Raw genomic sequence first — 14,793 nt, 5'->3', positions numbered from 1 at the left:
AGCCGTCAACGCGGAGGCGCCGCCGGGGGGATTTCGCAGCGGATTGGCAGCCGACGGTGAAACGTCGGGCAGTGGCGTGACCGGCGGAGTCACCGGTGGGGCTACCGGGGCCTGGGCACGGACCATGCCAAGCGTCGACGTGGCGACCAGCACGGTGATTACCCACGCGAGGCGGCGCATGGCGGCTTCCAGCGGAAGGTATGACGGTCCGGCAAGTGGCGCAGACTGAAGGTGGAGCTTGTCGGCCACGACGACATCGCTGCCGTGGAAAAACCCGCAGGGAGGGATCGGCCGGCATGTCCGGCATGATCCATCCAGTGGCGCCCGCGCCCTATCGCTTGCCCATCCCGCCGCGTGAAGCGCCCGTCAGGGCTGCGGGACCCGGGCCAACGGCAGCCGGACATAGGGCACGACCGCCTCCGGGGAGACCGTCGGGGTCTGCGCGAGCCGGCGCGCACCGCCACGGGCGATCGCGCCGGCCGTGACGAGCCCCTCGCCGGGTGGTGGCTGGATCGTCGCCGCCAGCTCGGCGGCGAGCCCCGGTACGCGCTCGAGCGTGAAGTCGATGAGCTCGTGGAGCGTGACCACGCCGTCGCGGCCATGGATGCCATGGCCGTCGGCGGCGCCACCGAGCGCCTCGAGCAGACTTTTCGTGAACGCCCCATGCCCCCAGGCCTTCGATTCGAGGCTCTTCTCGTCGTCGGCAGCCGCCGCGACGACGACGACGAGGTTTTCCTGGAAATCGCGGAGTGTCGTGCCCCGCCCGCCTGGTCCGAGCGCCCCGGAGTGGCAGGTGTCGACCAGCGCGAGCTTGCGGCAGGGAAGCTCCTGCACTTCGGCGAGATCTTCCCAGAGCAGGACCTGCGATCGCGCGGGGAGCAGGTTGCCGGCCCGATCCTCACCGATCGTGCGGACGTCGAGATCGTGGCACAGGAACGCGTATTGCGGTGAGTCGCCGCCGGTCGTGATGCCGTGGCCGGCGAGGAACAGCACGAGGATGTCGTCGGGCCCGACGTCGGCCTGCCGGCAGGCTTCGGCCACCTGCCGCGCCGAGCCGGTCCACCCGACTTTCGTGACTTCGCCATCGGCGAGCAGCCGGTCGAACGCCACGTCGAACGGCCCCGTGCCGGTGGCCAGTGCGTCGCGAACGCTCCGCGCGTCGTGGACGGCGAAGTCGAGGTCGGGAACCGACGGATGGTCGTCTCCGGCGCGCCCCTTGGGATAGCGGTCGACGCCAACCGCCAGCACGAAGAGCCGCGGGCGGCGCGGCGCCGTGGCGACCGGAGCGGTGATCGCCACCGAGTCGAGGCCCGTCGTCTGCTGGCGCGTGCCGGCGAACACCTGGACGAGATGCCGCTCCCCCGCCGGCAGCCGGACGCCGTCCCAGGCATAGCGCTGCCGTCGCGGCGAGTTGGTCGCCGGATCGGCGGGGCGGTCGTCGACGAGCCGCGGCCTGACGCCGGCCAGCGCTCCGGAGACGTAAGCCCGCACGCGCTGCGGGTCGATGCCGTCGGGGATTTCGACCTCGGCCTCGATCGCGATCGGCTGATCACCGACGGCCGAACCGGGAAGGGGCGACGTGATCCTCACCGTCGGGGCCGCCGCGAGAAGACGGGGGAGCACGAGGGACGACGAATCGGGAATGTCGCGACCAGTGGCGCGCAGCGCGCCATCGAGGCTCCCGGCGACGAGCAGCCGGCTGATCACGTCGGGGCGTTCGAGGCGGCGCCGAAAGTCCTTGGCCTTGTGGAATCGCGGCAGACGGTCGAGCCCGCGGTTGACGAGCCAGCCGAAGAACGTGTCGCCGTTTTCACTGGCGGCGTAGTACCCACGCGGTGTCCACATCGCCCATTCGCCATCGGGGCGGACGACGAGCGCGGCGACGTTTTCCCAGGCCGGCATCCGCTGGAACGGCCGCTCGATCGGCACGCCGTTGCGGGCGACTGTAAACGCCACCAGCGCACCGAACGGCACCGTCGCCAGGGTATCGAGAACGGGCTGGCCATCGGCCGACTCGACGCGATCTTTGCTGCCGTCGGGCCGCTCTCCCCGGGCCCACGACACCTTGTCGATCGTGTCGCCGATGCGGACGTCGCGCGCGGCCAACGGGCCCGCCGGCGCGACAGCCTTGACGACCAACCGCCCTGCTTCCACGGCCGCGTCGATGCCCCACCGGTCGTGGAGCGGCGCGGCGCCGCGGTCGATCCCGGCCAGCGACCAGAGCATCACCAGGCCGTCACGGCCTCCGCTGGCAAGCCACTCGCCGCCGGGAGCGACGGCCAGAGCCGTGACCATGTCTTCATGGCCACGAAACCAGCGAATGAGCTCGCAGCTTCGCGCCGGATCGGCCACCAGACGCCAGACACCGATGCCCCGGTCGGTCGCGATCGCCACCGCGAACGGCTCCGCCTGCCCCGGGGCGGTCAGCCAGCTCACCACCCGCCCACCATCGGTCGCCTTGCCCTGCCACGAGACCTCCATCTCGATCGTCGCGGCAAACGCCGCGGCGCGCACGAGGCGGAGCCTGGTCACCCCCGGGGCGTCCGCCGGCTCGGCAGCCAGCGCCCAGCCGCCCGGATTCCCCGCCGGCGGGAACCACCCGGCGGCCTCGCCGACGGGGGTAAACGCGAGGCGCTCCACGTCGAAGGCCCGCTCCCATGCTCCCGCGGGCGTGCCGCGCGTGGCGACTGCGAGCCGGCGGGGCGCCAGCACGAGCGGCGCGTCGACTTTTCCCTTGGCCCGGGTGATGTCGCGGGTCGCCGGCGCCCGATCCGCGGGCGGCGGCGGCCGCATCGGGTCGTCGAACGCGATCCGGGTGATCGTGCGACCGACGCCGCCGAGCGACAGCGGCGCGGCAGCCGCCCGCTCATCGCTCAACTCCGCGATCGGAATCACGAACACCTCGTGGTCGAGACCGCCGTTCCAGGCGATCTGCTTCCCATCACGGGTCAGCGTTAACGCCGTCGGCACCCCGGCAGTCTTTCGGCTGGCGACGAGCCGCTGCGTGGCGACGTCGCGCACCTCGAGCCGGTTCGGACTGCCCTCTCCTGCAATCGCGACGACCACCTGCGAACCGTCGGGGGTCAGGAGCAGTGCCGTGCCGAGCCCCTTCTCCGTCGACCACCCCGCCACCGGAGCATCCCCCGTCGGCGGCCCGACGAACACTATCCCGGTCCCGGAGAGCGATGCGATCACCGTGCCGTCGGCAGACGCCGCCAGCGCTTCGATGGAGTCGACATGGGGTGTGGGAAGATCTCGGTGCGGCCGATCGGGCAGGGAAAGATCGACGAGCCGAACATTCCACACCCCGCGCCACTCGCGCGGCTTGGCAGCGTGGTCGGCCGCGTTGGTCAACACCCCGAATGCCACCTTCCGCTCGCCGACGGCGATTACCGGCCGGCGGAAAAAATCCGGATCCGACTCGAGCGCCATGGCGAGCGCCCGGCCATGCTCCTCATCGAACCGCTTCGCCAATTCGACCGGACGCCAGTCGGCGCCGCGCTCCCAGGCATATACCTGCCCGGCGAAGTCGCGCGACACGAGCCACGCGCCGTCGGCGGTGAAGTCGACGGCATTTACCGCCTGCCGGTGCCCCTCCCGATCGCCGCCGCCGAGGGTCTTCACGAACGTGCCATCGGCGGCCCGGACGAGGACGATCTCGCCGATGCTCCCCATCGCGCCGTTCCCGGCCACCGCCACGACCGGATCGGCGCCGGGCGACACCGCCAGTGCCTGGATCGCCCCACGCGTCGCCCGGGCGACCTGCCAGCGGATGACGCGCTCGCGGAGCCGGGCCCGCTCCATCTCGCCGACGGCACCCGCGCCGTCGGCAGGGGCCGCGCCCACCAGCGACCAGACGATCGCCCCCTTGTCGCGCCCCCCCGACACCAGCCGCCGGCCGTCGGGGAAGAATGCCAGCGCCAGGACATCGGCCGTGTGGCCGGGCAGGTCGAGGCGCAGCCAAGGATCGGCGGCCTCGGCGACGACGATGTCGCGCTGCGTTGCGTCCACGGCGGGTTCCACCGCAGGCGCCGCCACGATGCCGACGGCCGACGCGAGGCAGGCCCACGCCACCGCAAGCCACGCCCCGCTGCCCCGTCGTCGCATGTGTCCCTCCGCCCCGCCCGGAAGCCTTGCTTGTCCGCTCATCCTACCGTGCCGCGGCGCTGGTGGGTCGCGGGAGCGCGGCCAGTCAGTCGAAAAACAGCCGTGCCGCCGTGCCGCCGAGCATCGCGGTGCGCTCGGCGCCGGAGAGGAAGTCGCAGCGATCACGCACCAGCGCCACGCTCGGGCCATACCCCTGCCCGTCGGCCAACTGGTAGGGGCAATCGGTGGCCCACATCAAACGCCCGGCGCCAAACGCGTCGCGGAGCCGGCGCACCAGCGCTGCGAGGTCGTCGTATGGAGGACGCTTCGCGCCCAGCGCGTAGAAGGCCGATACCTTGACGTGGACCGTGGGAAACCGGGCCAAGCCCTCGAGCGCCGCGATGTCGCCCTCCGCAGCGGGACCGCGCATCCCGATCCGGGCGAAGTGGTCGATGACGACCGGCGTCCGGGGATAGCGCTCGATCTGCCGGCGGATCGCCGGGAGCGCGTCGGGATCGGCCAGCAGGCACATGGCCACCTGCTCGTCGGCCGCGGCGCTCCACAGCCGGTCCATGGCGGCGTCGCCGCGCCACGCTTCGGCCTTCGCCCGGTCGGCGTAGAGCCGGTAGCCGCGCACGCCACGGGCGCGCAGGGCGCGGAGCGTGGCACCGGCATCGGCGCTGGTGTGATCGATGATCGCCACGCCCGCCAGGGCCCGAGGGTGGGCGGCGATGCAGTCGAGCATGTAGGAGTTGTCGAAGCCGTAGAAGCTCATCTGGATGAGGACCACGCGCCCGACACCGTGGGGCCGGCAGGCGGCAAACAGCTCGTCGACCGTGAAGCTCGGCGGCTGCATGTCGGCGACGGTGAACCCGGCGGCCAGCGGATAGCGGGCCGTGTCGGGTGTCCAGACATGGACATGGGCATCGACGAAACCGCCGGGCTCGCCGGCAGCAGGCGCCGCCAGCCCCGTCGCCGCGCCGGCCGCCAGAGCACCACCGAGAAAACCGCGCCGCGTGGCCATCGTGGTCCCTCCGTTCACGCCCGTCCCCGCTCCCCCGCGGCGCGGGCCCATTCGCGATAAAACCCGCGCGCCGTCTCGAGCGCCGTGATGTCGACGAATTCGTCGGCGGCATGGGCCTGGTCGATGCTCCCGGGGCCGAACACGAGGGCATCGACACCGGCGCGGGCAAACTTGCTGGCGTCGCTGCCATAGGGCACGCCGACGATCTGCCCGTCGAGCCCGAGACGGGAAGCGACGTCGCGCGCCGCCGCCACGGCGGGGCGGTCGGCAGGTGTGTCGAGCGCCTCGTCGACGAGAAACGGCTCCTCGACCTCGATCCGACAGCCGGGCACGCTCTCGACCGCGGTCAGCACCTGCCGGTATTCGTCGAGCGCGTCGGCGGCGCGCTCGGCCGGAAGCAGCCGACGGTCGACCGCGAGCGTGCAGGTTTCGGGGACGATATTGATCTGCACGCCGCCGGCGATCATCGACACGGTGCCGGTGGCGCTGCCGAGCAGCGCGTGGGTCCGCGCGGCGAGCGTGGCGTGGAGGGCGTCGAGGGCGAGGACGACGCGCGCCCCCTGGACGACTGCATTGGCGCCGAGCCACGGCTTCGACGTGTGGGCGGCCCGGCCGTGGACGTGGATCCGGAAGCGCAGCACGCCCTTGGTGGCCGTCACGATCCGCAGGTCGGTCGGCTCGGCGACGACCGCCGCGGCCGCGCGGAGGTGCTCGACGAGCCGCGACACGCCGCGAAACGCGTGCTCCTCGTCGATCACCGCGGCGAGCACGACCTCGGCGGGCGGCGGCGGCCCGGCGGCCAGATCGACCAGCGCGTGGAGCATCGCCGCCAGGCCCCCCTTCACGTCGCAGGCGCCGCGGCCATGGAGCCGGCCGTCGGCGACGCGCGGCGCGAACGGCGCGATCGTCATTCCGGCCGGCGAGACGGTGTCCATGTGGGCTTCGAGCACGACCCGCCGGCCGTCGTCGCGCCCCGGCACGACACCGAGCACGTTGGCCCGGCCCGGCAGCACCCCCTGGACGACCGTGCGGATCCCGCGCTCGACGAGGAACGCCTCGACCCAGGCCGCGACCGCGCTCTCGCCGGGGCCTGGCGCACCGCCGAGCGTGGGATAGGCGGGATTGACGCTGTCGATGGCGACGAGGGCCGCGAGCGTGTCGGCGACGGTCGGCATGGGCGTCCCCCGGAGCGAAGCGAGGGCGACAGTCTACCGGCAAGGCCTGGCAGCGCTGCTTGGCGACATCCCCGCCCGGGCGTACAACCGGGCGGGCCGAGGAGCCGCGGAGCCGCCCGGGGGGTCGGGGGGCCGCGGTCGTGCCTCACGCCCGGCGAGGTCGCTCCCATGCCACAGCCATTCCACTCCCGTCTCTCGCGCCGCGCGTTCGGCGCCTGCGCCACGCTCGCCACCGGCGCCGCCGCGGCACCGGCGCTCGCCGCCGTCCGCCAGTCAGGCAGCGAGACGATCGTCGGCGAGGGGGCGCACACGTTCCGCGTCAAGCACGACTTCCCCCAGCTGCCCGCCCCCTACACCTGGCAGACCACGCACAACGTCGCCGTCGACGGTGCCGGCAACCTGTACGTGATCCACGAGGGGCGCAAGGAGCAGAAGGACCACCCGGCGATCTTCGTGTTCGATCCCACCGGAAAATTTCTCCGCGCGTTCGGCAGCCAGTTCCAAGGGGGCGGCCACGGGATCGAGGTCCGGCAGGAGGGGAGCGACGAGTTTCTCTATGTCTGCGCCTACCAGCAGGTGAAGGCGTTCGCCAAGCTCTCGCTCGATGGCGAAACGGTCTGGTACAAGAAGGCGCCGATGGAATCGGGCGTGTATGCCCCGGGGGAAGACATCTCCACCAAGCCGAGCTGGAACCGGCAGGGCTTCCTCCCCACCAACGTGGCCTTTCTCGACGACGGTGGCTTTCTCCTCGCCGACGGCTATGGCACGTTCAAGATCCACCGCTTCGACAAGGACGCGAAGTGGGTGAGCTGCTTCGGCGGGGCCGGTGACGGCAAGGGGACGTTCAACACCGCCCACGGCCTGTGGGTCGACCGCCGCCCGGGTCGCGAGCCCTCGATCGTGGTCACCGACCGGGCCCACGACACGCTGCAGATCTTCGCGATGGACGGCACCTACAAGGAGACGCTGACCGGCTTCGGTCTCCCGGCCAACGTCGACACCTGGAAGAACCTGATGCTCGTGCCGGAGCTGAAGGCCTGCGTCACGCTCCTCGACGAGAAAAACCAGGTCGTCGCCCGGCTCGGGCGGGCCGTCGAGCGGCTCGGGGAGATCCAAAATCTCCGTGGCCAGCCCGACAAGTGGCTCCCCGGGCAGTTCGTGCACCCGCACGACGCCTGCTTCACGCCCAATGGCGACATCTTCGTCGCCGAGTGGGTCGCCACGGGGCGCGTGTCGAAGCTCGAGCGGGTCTGACAGGCGTGGCGTGCGGATCGGCCGAACTGGCGGCGGCGATCAGCCGGCGCCTCCGGCACTGCCGAGGACGAGCGTGCCCGGTCCGCCACCGGCCGGCGCGAACTGGCCGGTCGCCACGAGCGTGCCCGTCAACAACCCTCCGGACTGCGTCGACGAACCGGTCGAGCCCGCGCCGGCGATCTCGGTACCCCCGGCATTCCCAGCCGACGGGTTGACGATCAGGACCGTGCCGGAGCCTGATCCGCCCGCGGGGGATCCGCTGGAGACCGCCTGGCCGAACTTCATCGGCCGCGTGGCGACCGTCCGGCTCAGCAGGCCGGCGGCATCGACCTGCCGCAGCCGGAACACGTAGTTGGCATTGGGGACGAGACCGTCGATCGAGATCGCCCCGGCGGTGCTGGCCACGGTGCCCAGTGCCGCCCAGCCGGCGTCCTTGAGCCGACGGTACTCGACCACCGTCTCGGTGCGGGTGGCCGCCTGGGGATCGTTCCAGGTGAGCACCGTTCCGGCAGCACTGGCTTCCGCGCCGAGCCGATAGTCCGCGTCGACGGGAGTCGTCACCGCGCGGGTCCGCGGCGTGTAGACACCACCGGCGGCGAGGATCCGAAACGTGTAATGCCGTCCGCCCGGCAGGCCGTCGATCGTGGCCACGCCCGCTGCGGCCGGAAACTCGCCGACCCGCACCCAGTCGGCGGCAGCCAGCCGCCGGTATTCGACGATCTGCTCGCCCGAGCCCGCGGCGACGGCGTCCCACGAGATCCGCGCGCCGCCGGTGGCGGTCGTCTCGGCCGTGATCCCGACGGCGGACCCGGTCGTGACCGGTCGCGACGGCAGCGACGGTCCACCGCGCTCCTGGAGCAATCCGTAGTTGGTCTTCGCCACGCGGAACACGTAGTGGGCCGACGCGTCGAGCCCGACGACCGGCAGCGTCGTCGCACCTGTCACGGTGCCGACGGAGGTCCAACTGGCGTCGCGGAGACGGCGCGCCTCGACGACGTAGCCGTCGAACGCTGTTCCCTCGTCGCTCTGGCTGGCATGGGGGTCGTTCCAAGTGACGACGATGCCGTCGGCGGTACGGGTGGCGACGACATCCGTCGGCGAGCCGCGGTCGACGATCCAATCCGCATTCGGCGTCGTCCAGCCGCCACTGTCGGCGACGAACCGGTCACCGGTCACGACGTTGACATACGGCACCAGCGCCATCGTCGCGATGCCCGAGGGCGGGATGAACCCGTAGGGCGGCACGCCCACTTCCGAGGTCGTGCGCCAGAACGGCTCCGGAATCGGGTTGCCGTCGTCATCAACGGGCGGAAGCCAGCAGTCGGGCAGGCTGTCATCACTCGACCAACCGCCATCGTCGGGGGGCAAGCAGGAGATGACCATGATTCCCGGATCGGTGACCGTGTCGACGTCGACCTGGCCGTCGTCGGGGGGCACGAAGCCGTCCCATGGATCGCTGCCGTCGTCGGCGGCGAGCGCTCGCCGCACTTCGAGTCGCTCGACACGCACCGATTCACTCCCCCGGCGACGTCGGTCCGGACGGCCGGCAAACAGCGCGGTGACCAGTGACATTCGAGCGCTCCAAAAGCCAGTTGCGGGCGCCGCCGCCTCGCGGCGCGGACGATGGCTGCATGAAAATCGGTCGTGCGGTCCCCTTGCCCGCAGGCAGAGTATCGCGTGAGTCAGGGAGAGACCACCTTGTGGCGGGAGGCTATGGATCCCCGGTGATCCGGTCAATCGCCACGTGCGCCCGAAGACCCCGTCATTCGCCTCGTTTTCCCCGTCGCGACGCGTTGGAGCGCGGTCTGCCGGAATCGATTCTTTCAGGTTCGCAAGCCGCCAGCCCTGCCGGCGACGTTTCAGCGAGAGCACGCCTTCCGATCGCCCCCTTCCCTGCTGCCACCGTCTCAGGCCAATAGCTCGGTCGCGACGCGCGCGGGCTTCACACCGGTGAGCTTGTAGTCGAGCCCCTGGAAGCGCACGGCGAGGCGCTGGTGGTCGAGGCCGAGGCAATGCAGCAGCGTGGCGTGGATGTCGCGCACGTGGAGGCCGCCGGCGACCGGCGCGAATCCGAATTCGTCGGTCTCGCCATGGACGAGCCCGGGGCGAAAACCACCGCCGGCGAACCACATCGTGAACGCGTCGATGTGGTGGTTGCGCCCCGTGCTCTCGCGCTTCTCCCCCATCGGCGTCCGCCCGAACTCGCCCCCCCAGACGACGATCGTGTCGTCGAGCAGGCCGCGGCGCTCGAGGTCGAGCACCAGGGCGCTGCTCGCCCGGTCGACCTGGCCGCAGATCTCGGGGAGATGGGTCTCGAGGTTCTCGGTCGTGCCGCCGTGGTGATCCCAATTGGTGTGGTAGAGCTGCACGAAGCGCACGCCGCGCTCGACGAGGCGCCGGGCGAGGAGGCAATTCCGCGCGTAGGTGGTCTCGCGCGGGTCACGGATCCCGTACAGCGCGAGCGTCTCGGCCGACTCGCCGGCGACGTCGATCAGGTCGGGTGCGCTCGACTGCATCCGGTAGGCCATCTCGTAGCCCGCGACACGGGCCGCGATCTCGTCGTCGCCGGTGGCGGCGAGGCGCCGCTCGTTGAGCGCCCGGACGGCGTCGACCACGCGGCGCTGGCGCGCGGCGTCGACGCCGGCGGGCGCCGACAGATTGAGGATCGGGTCGCCGCTGTTGCGCAGCGGCACTCCCTGGTAGGCGCTGGGGAGGATTCCGCTGCCCCACAACACAGCCCCGCCGCGGGGCCCGCGCGGGCCGCTCTGGAGGACGACGAACCCCGGCAGGTCGCGGCACTCGCTCCCCAGGCCGTAGGTCAGCCACGCCCCCATGCTCGGCCGGCCGAATTGGCCGCTGCCGGTGTTCATGAACAGCTTCGCCGGGGCGTGGTTGAACAGGTCGGTCGAGCAGCTCTTCACGATGCACAGCCGGTCGACGATGCGCCCCGTCTCCGGCAGCAGGTCGCTGACCCAGGTGCCGTTCGCCCCGACCTGACGGAACGACCGCTTCGAGCCGAGCAGATCGATGCGGTGGCTCGAATCCATGAACGCGAACCGCTTCCCGGCGATGAAGCTCTCGGGGATCGGCGTTCCGCTGCGCCGCGCCAGCTCCGGCTTGTAGTCGAACAGGTCGAGCTGGCTCGGACCGCCGGCCATGAACAGATAGATCACCCGCTTGGCCCGCGGCGCGAAATGCGGCGCACGCGGCGCCAGCGGGTCAGCGACAGCCGCGGCTCCGGCCTTTCCGGCAAGCAGTTCACCGAGTGCCAGGCTGCCGACCCCGACGCCGCAGCCGCCGAAGAAATGGCGGCGCGTCTGCTCGCGGAGGAGCCGGCCGGCACTGCCCGCGCCGCATTCGGGGCGATCACTCACGGGTCACCGTCTCGTCGAGGTTGAGGAGCACGCGGGCGGCATCGGCCGCCTCGAGCGCGGCCAGGACCGTGAGCTCATCGGCATCGGGGTGCCGTCCGGTGCAGCGGCGGAACGCGGCCTCGATCCCGTCGTCGCGAACGACCGCGGCCAGGGCCTCGGCCAACTCGACGAACGCGGCATCGTTGAGGAGCGTCAGCGCCTGCAGGGGAGTGTTGCTGCGGTTGCGGCGGGTGCAGGTCGAGAAGCCGTCGGGGGCGTCGAACACCGCCAGTGCCGGCGGGGGGCTCGCGCGAAACAAAAACGTGTACAGCCCGCGGCGATAACGATCGGGGCCGGTGCTCGTCGGCCACGGGCGTTTCACCTGCCCGACCGCGGTCGCTCCGTCGGGGATCGGCGGATACACCGGCGGCCCGCCGAGCGTGGGCGCGAATTTCCCGCTCGCGACCAGCGCCACGTCGCGCACGAGCTCCGCATCGAGCCGCAAGCGTTGCTGCCGCGCGACCCACCGGTTTCCCGGATCGGCGGCGCGCGACTCCGGACGAGCGACCGAGCTCATCCGGTAGGCACGCGACGACATGATCAGCCGGTGCAGTGCCTTGACGCTCCAGCCGCGTGCCTGGAACTCGAGCGCCAGCCAGTCGAGCAATTCCGGATGCGAAGGCGGCGCGCCGGTGAGGCCGAAATCGCTGTCGGTCTCGACGAGCCCGCGCCCGAACAGCCGCTGCCAGACGCGATTGACGGCGACGCGCGCGGTGAGCGGGTTGTCGGGGCCGACGAGCCACCGGGCGAGCTCGAGGCGCGTCGGCCGGGCCCGGTCGGCCGTGAGCGGCGGGAGGACGGACGGAGTGCCGGGGGCGACCTCGTCGGCGGGGCGGGTGAAATCGCCCTGCACGAGGATCCGCGTCGAACGCGGCTGCTTGAGCTCCTCGAGGACGAGCGTCGTCGGCCCCGCGGCGACCTTCCCTTCCAGTTCCGTGAACCGTTCGTTGAGCGCGCGGAGCTCCTGATCGGCGGCCCCGGCGCCGGCGGCGAACAAGATCCGGCGCTGCTCGGCCGAGCGCTTCGCGGGCTCGACGGCCAGCGCCGCCGCGGCCGGCTTCGGCAGCGCCTTGCGCACGTCGTCGCCCACCGCCGCCTCCCAGGCGTCGAGCTCCGCCTGCCGCGCGGCGACGTAGGCCGAGACGGCGCCGCGGGCCGCGTCGCGCTCGGCGGTGAGCGCCGCGAGATCGACGCCCGGGGCGGCGACCTTGAGCTTCGGCTCGTTCTGGTCGTTGAAGAACGCGAACAGCCGGTAATAGTCGCGCTGGCTGACGGGGTCGAACTTGTGGTCGTGGCACTGGGCGCAGCCGATCGTGAGCCCGAGCCAGACGACGCCGGTCGTCGCCACCCGGTCGAACACGCTCTCGATCCGGTACTGCTCCTTGTCGACGCCCCCTTCCTCGTTGATCTGCGTGTTGCGGTGAAAGCCGGTGGCGACGCGCTGCGGCAGCGTCGCCCCGGGAAGCAGGTCGCCAGCGAGCTGCTCGACGGTGAACGTGTCGAACGGCATGTCGTCGTTGAACGCACCGACGACCCAGTCGCGCCACGGCCAGATCTCGCGCGGCGAGTCGATCGAGTAGCCGTTGCTGTCGGCATAGCGGGCCATGTCGAGCCAGCCGCGTGCCTGCCGCTCGCCGTAGTGGGGGCTGGCGAGGAGCCGGTCGACCAGCGCGCCCCAGGCGGCCTCCGGGTCGCGCTGCCAGGCGGCGAGAAACTCGTCGATCTCCGCCACCGTCGGCGGCAGCCCGACGAGGTCGAGGCTCGCGCGGCGGAGAAGCGTTTCCGGGCTTGCCTGGGGTGCGGCGGCGAGCCCTTCGCGCTGCCATGCCGCGGCGAGGAACCGGTCGACGGGATGGTCGACGCCGGCGACGACCGGAGGTGCCACGGCCACGGGAGGCCGAAACGCCCAGTGGCTCTCGTATGGCGCCCCGGCGGCGATCCAGCGCACCAGCGTGTCGCGCTCGGCTGCCGACAGCGACCGCCCGGTCTCGGGTGGAGGCATGACGATGTCGGGGTCGGTCGCCTCGACGCGCTTCACCACCTCACTGTCGGCCGGCACGCCGGGAACGATCGCCCGCTGCCCGGAGTCGAGCAGCGCCGTGGCCCCTGCGGCGGTGTCGAGCCGCAACCCTGCCTGCCGGGCGTGCTCGTCGAAACCGTGGCAGGAGAAACAGTTGGCGGCGAGGATCGGGAGGACGTCGCGGGAAAACGACGGCGCCGCAGGCTCGGCCGCGCGCCCGGGGGCGGCCCCCCCTGCAGCCGCGACCAAGGCGGCCACGGCGATCCATCGGCGCGGCGATCGCGATCGGGGCGGCATGGCCCGAGTATAGGCAGCCGCCCCATCACTCGATGATCTCCATCACGACCCGGAAGCCGACGGTGGCCGATGATGACATGACCGATGCCGAGAAGCCCGGCCACGCTCGGAAGTTCGACTCGGCGTTCCCCGTGAGTGCTTTACGAACAGCCCACCCCTGCGGGTGAATTGACCACCGGCGTCGCCACACGGCCCGTTCTTCACCCGTCACGTCCTTGGTCAGTGACGTTCAGGGATCGTTCGCCAGCGCCGTCAACTCATCCGCCAATCGCGGCAGGGGCACCTGGATCGCGTTGCCGGCCAGGGCGCGGCGGTGGCCTTCGAGCGTGACGACCAGCAGCGGATCGAGCGGGGCAACCGCCCTGGCGACGCCGCGCGGGACGACGGCCCCGAGCGCCGCGTGACCGCCGAGCTTGGCCTCGATCGGCACCCAGACCGGGCCGCGGCGGACCGTCTCCAGCCGCACCAAAAAGTCGAGCTCCTCGCCGTCGCGCGTCCGCCAGACGTGGATCTCCATCCCCAGGAGCCGGTGATCACGACAACGCACCAATTCGGCGAACACCGCCGTCTCGAACAGCGGGCCGATCTGCGGGCTGACCAGAAGCGGCTCGAGGGTTCGCCAGCCCTGGAGACGGGCCGCGACGCCGACGTCGAGAAGGTAGACCTTCGGTGCCTTCACGAGGCGGGCGTTGAGGTTCGTGGCGTGGGGACGAACCAGCGCCACGACGGCGTTCTCCTCCAGGAGCGCGATCCACTCCGCGACAGTCGCCCCCTTGACGCCGGCCTGGCGACCTATGTCCGACGCATTGAGCAACTGGCCGGTGCGGGCGGCAAGCAGGCCGAGAAACGTCCGGAAGGCGCCGAGCTTGGCGACGCCGGCCGTGGCGGCGATGTCTTTTTCGATGAACGTGCGGACATGGTCGTCTAGGTAGCGGACCGGGTCGAGCGCGCGATTGGCGTACAGCTCTGGCCAGCCGCCGCGTGTGAACAACTCGCGTGGCCCGATTCCCGCTCGGTCCAGCTCCGCGGCCGACAGGTTGTGGAGGCGATAGTAATTGGCGCGTCCCGAGAGGGATTCCTTCGCCGCCCGGTCGAGTTGAGTGGCATTGGAGCCGGTGACCCACACGGGCGGGATCGAACGATCGGCCCGGCGCGCCGCGTCGATTCGCAGCTTCAGCTCGCTGAGTAGGCCCGGCGCCTCCTGGATCTCGTCGATGAGGGTCGGCCGCAGTCCCGGCCCGAGAACGACAGCTGGCTCCCGACCGGCGAGGGTCCGCGTCTGGGTGTCGTCGAGCGCGATGTCGAGCACCGGCCCGGCACTGGCGCGGAGCAGCCGGTGGCCAAGCGAGGTCTTCCCGCACTGGCGCGGACCGATCAGGATCCGCACGGGGAGCGCTCGTTCGCTGACAAAAAACCGCTCGAAGTCCCGCTCAAACCACATGGATGGCTACTTTACGCTGGCAACGGAAAACAGCCAAACGGCGGACAACCGCTTCCTCTGTCTGACTGCGAAACGAGCCTCGG

8 protein-coding genes are annotated in these 14,793 nt (G+C 71.5%); 1 reads left to right on the top strand and 7 read right to left on the bottom strand.

From position 1 onward, the window contains the following. Positions 1-366: 366 nt before the first annotated feature. The 3 genes from FJ309_15665 to FJ309_15655 are packed head-to-tail and all read right to left on the bottom strand — an operon-like array spanning position 367 to position 6,285. Positions 367-4,296 (bottom strand): hypothetical protein, encoded by a 3,930-nt coding sequence (locus FJ309_15665; protein ID MBM3956019.1) that lies wholly within the window; start codon positions 4,294-4,296, stop codon positions 367-369. Further along, the gene (locus tag FJ309_15660) at positions 4,193-5,161 is read right to left on the bottom strand and encodes an amidohydrolase (GenBank protein ID MBM3956018.1); all 969 of its coding nucleotides are present in this window, start codon (positions 5,159-5,161) and stop codon (positions 4,193-4,195) included. The genes FJ309_15665 and FJ309_15660 overlap by 104 nt, the downstream gene beginning before the upstream one ends. Beyond that, positions 5,125-6,285: a M20 family metallopeptidase gene (locus tag FJ309_15655; GenBank protein ID MBM3956017.1), complete on the bottom strand. Its 1,161-nt coding sequence runs from the start codon at positions 6,283-6,285 to the stop codon at positions 5,125-5,127. Before FJ309_15655 ends, FJ309_15660 begins: the two co-directional genes overlap by 37 nt. 168 nt (positions 6,286-6,453) lie before the next feature. Between FJ309_15655 and FJ309_15650 the strand changes: the two genes are divergently transcribed. Beyond that, complete coding sequence (locus FJ309_15650) at positions 6,454-7,539, top strand: hypothetical protein (protein ID MBM3956016.1); 1,086 nt, start codon at positions 6,454-6,456, stop codon at positions 7,537-7,539. Positions 7,540-7,578: 39 nt separating this feature from the next. On the opposite strand, the gene FJ309_15645 is transcribed toward FJ309_15650, so the two are convergent. The 4 genes from FJ309_15645 to FJ309_15630 form a co-directional block, all read right to left on the bottom strand. After that, positions 7,579-9,111, bottom strand: a complete 1,533-nt coding sequence (locus tag FJ309_15645) for a fibronectin type III domain-containing protein (protein ID MBM3956015.1) — start codon at positions 9,109-9,111, stop codon at positions 7,579-7,581. Positions 9,112-9,446: 335 nt separating this feature from the next. Continuing rightward, complete coding sequence (locus FJ309_15640) at positions 9,447-10,913, bottom strand: DUF1501 domain-containing protein (protein ID MBM3956014.1); 1,467 nt, start codon at positions 10,911-10,913, stop codon at positions 9,447-9,449. Then, positions 10,906-13,269 (bottom strand): DUF1553 domain-containing protein, encoded by a 2,364-nt coding sequence (locus tag FJ309_15635; protein MBM3956013.1) that lies wholly within the window; start codon positions 13,267-13,269, stop codon positions 10,906-10,908. Before FJ309_15635 ends, FJ309_15640 begins: the two co-directional genes overlap by 8 nt. A gap of 229 nt (positions 13,270-13,498) precedes the next feature. Then, positions 13,499-14,710 carry an ATP-binding protein gene (locus FJ309_15630; GenBank protein MBM3956012.1) on the bottom strand — a complete coding sequence of 404 codons (1,212 nt, stop codon included), beginning with the start codon at positions 14,708-14,710 and terminating at the stop codon, positions 13,499-13,501. Between the last annotated feature and the right edge of the window lie 83 nt (positions 14,711-14,793).

The organism is Planctomycetota bacterium, assembly GCA_016872555.1.
Classification (GTDB): domain Bacteria; phylum Planctomycetota; class Planctomycetia; order Pirellulales; family UBA1268; genus F1-20-MAGs016.
The sequence above is the reverse complement of the archived record's forward strand: the minus strand, read 5'-3'. Positions and strand labels throughout refer to the sequence as shown.

Excerpts from the sequence above, each read along its gene's own strand:
- FJ309_15635 (MBM3956013.1), bottom strand. The coding sequence starts at position 13,269 with ATGCCGCCCCGATCGCGATCGCCGCGCCGATGGATCGCCGTGGCCGCC.
- FJ309_15645 (MBM3956015.1), bottom strand. The coding sequence starts at position 9,111 with ATGTCACTGGTCACCGCGCTGTTTGCCGGCCGTCCGGACCGACGTCGC.
- FJ309_15665 (MBM3956019.1), bottom strand. The coding sequence starts at position 4,296 with ATGGCCCGAGCGTGGCGCTGGTGCGTGATCGCTGCGACTTCCTCTCCG.
- FJ309_15660 (MBM3956018.1), bottom strand. The coding sequence starts at position 5,161 with ATGGGCCCGCGCCGCGGGGGAGCGGGGACGGGCGTGAACGGAGGGACC.
- FJ309_15630 (MBM3956012.1), bottom strand. The coding sequence starts at position 14,710 with ATGTGGTTTGAGCGGGACTTCGAGCGGTTTTTTGTCAGCGAACGAGCG.
- FJ309_15650 (MBM3956016.1), top strand. The coding sequence starts at position 6,454 with ATGCCACAGCCATTCCACTCCCGTCTCTCGCGCCGCGCGTTCGGCGCC.
- FJ309_15655 (MBM3956017.1), bottom strand. The coding sequence starts at position 6,285 with ATGCCGACCGTCGCCGACACGCTCGCGGCCCTCGTCGCCATCGACAGC.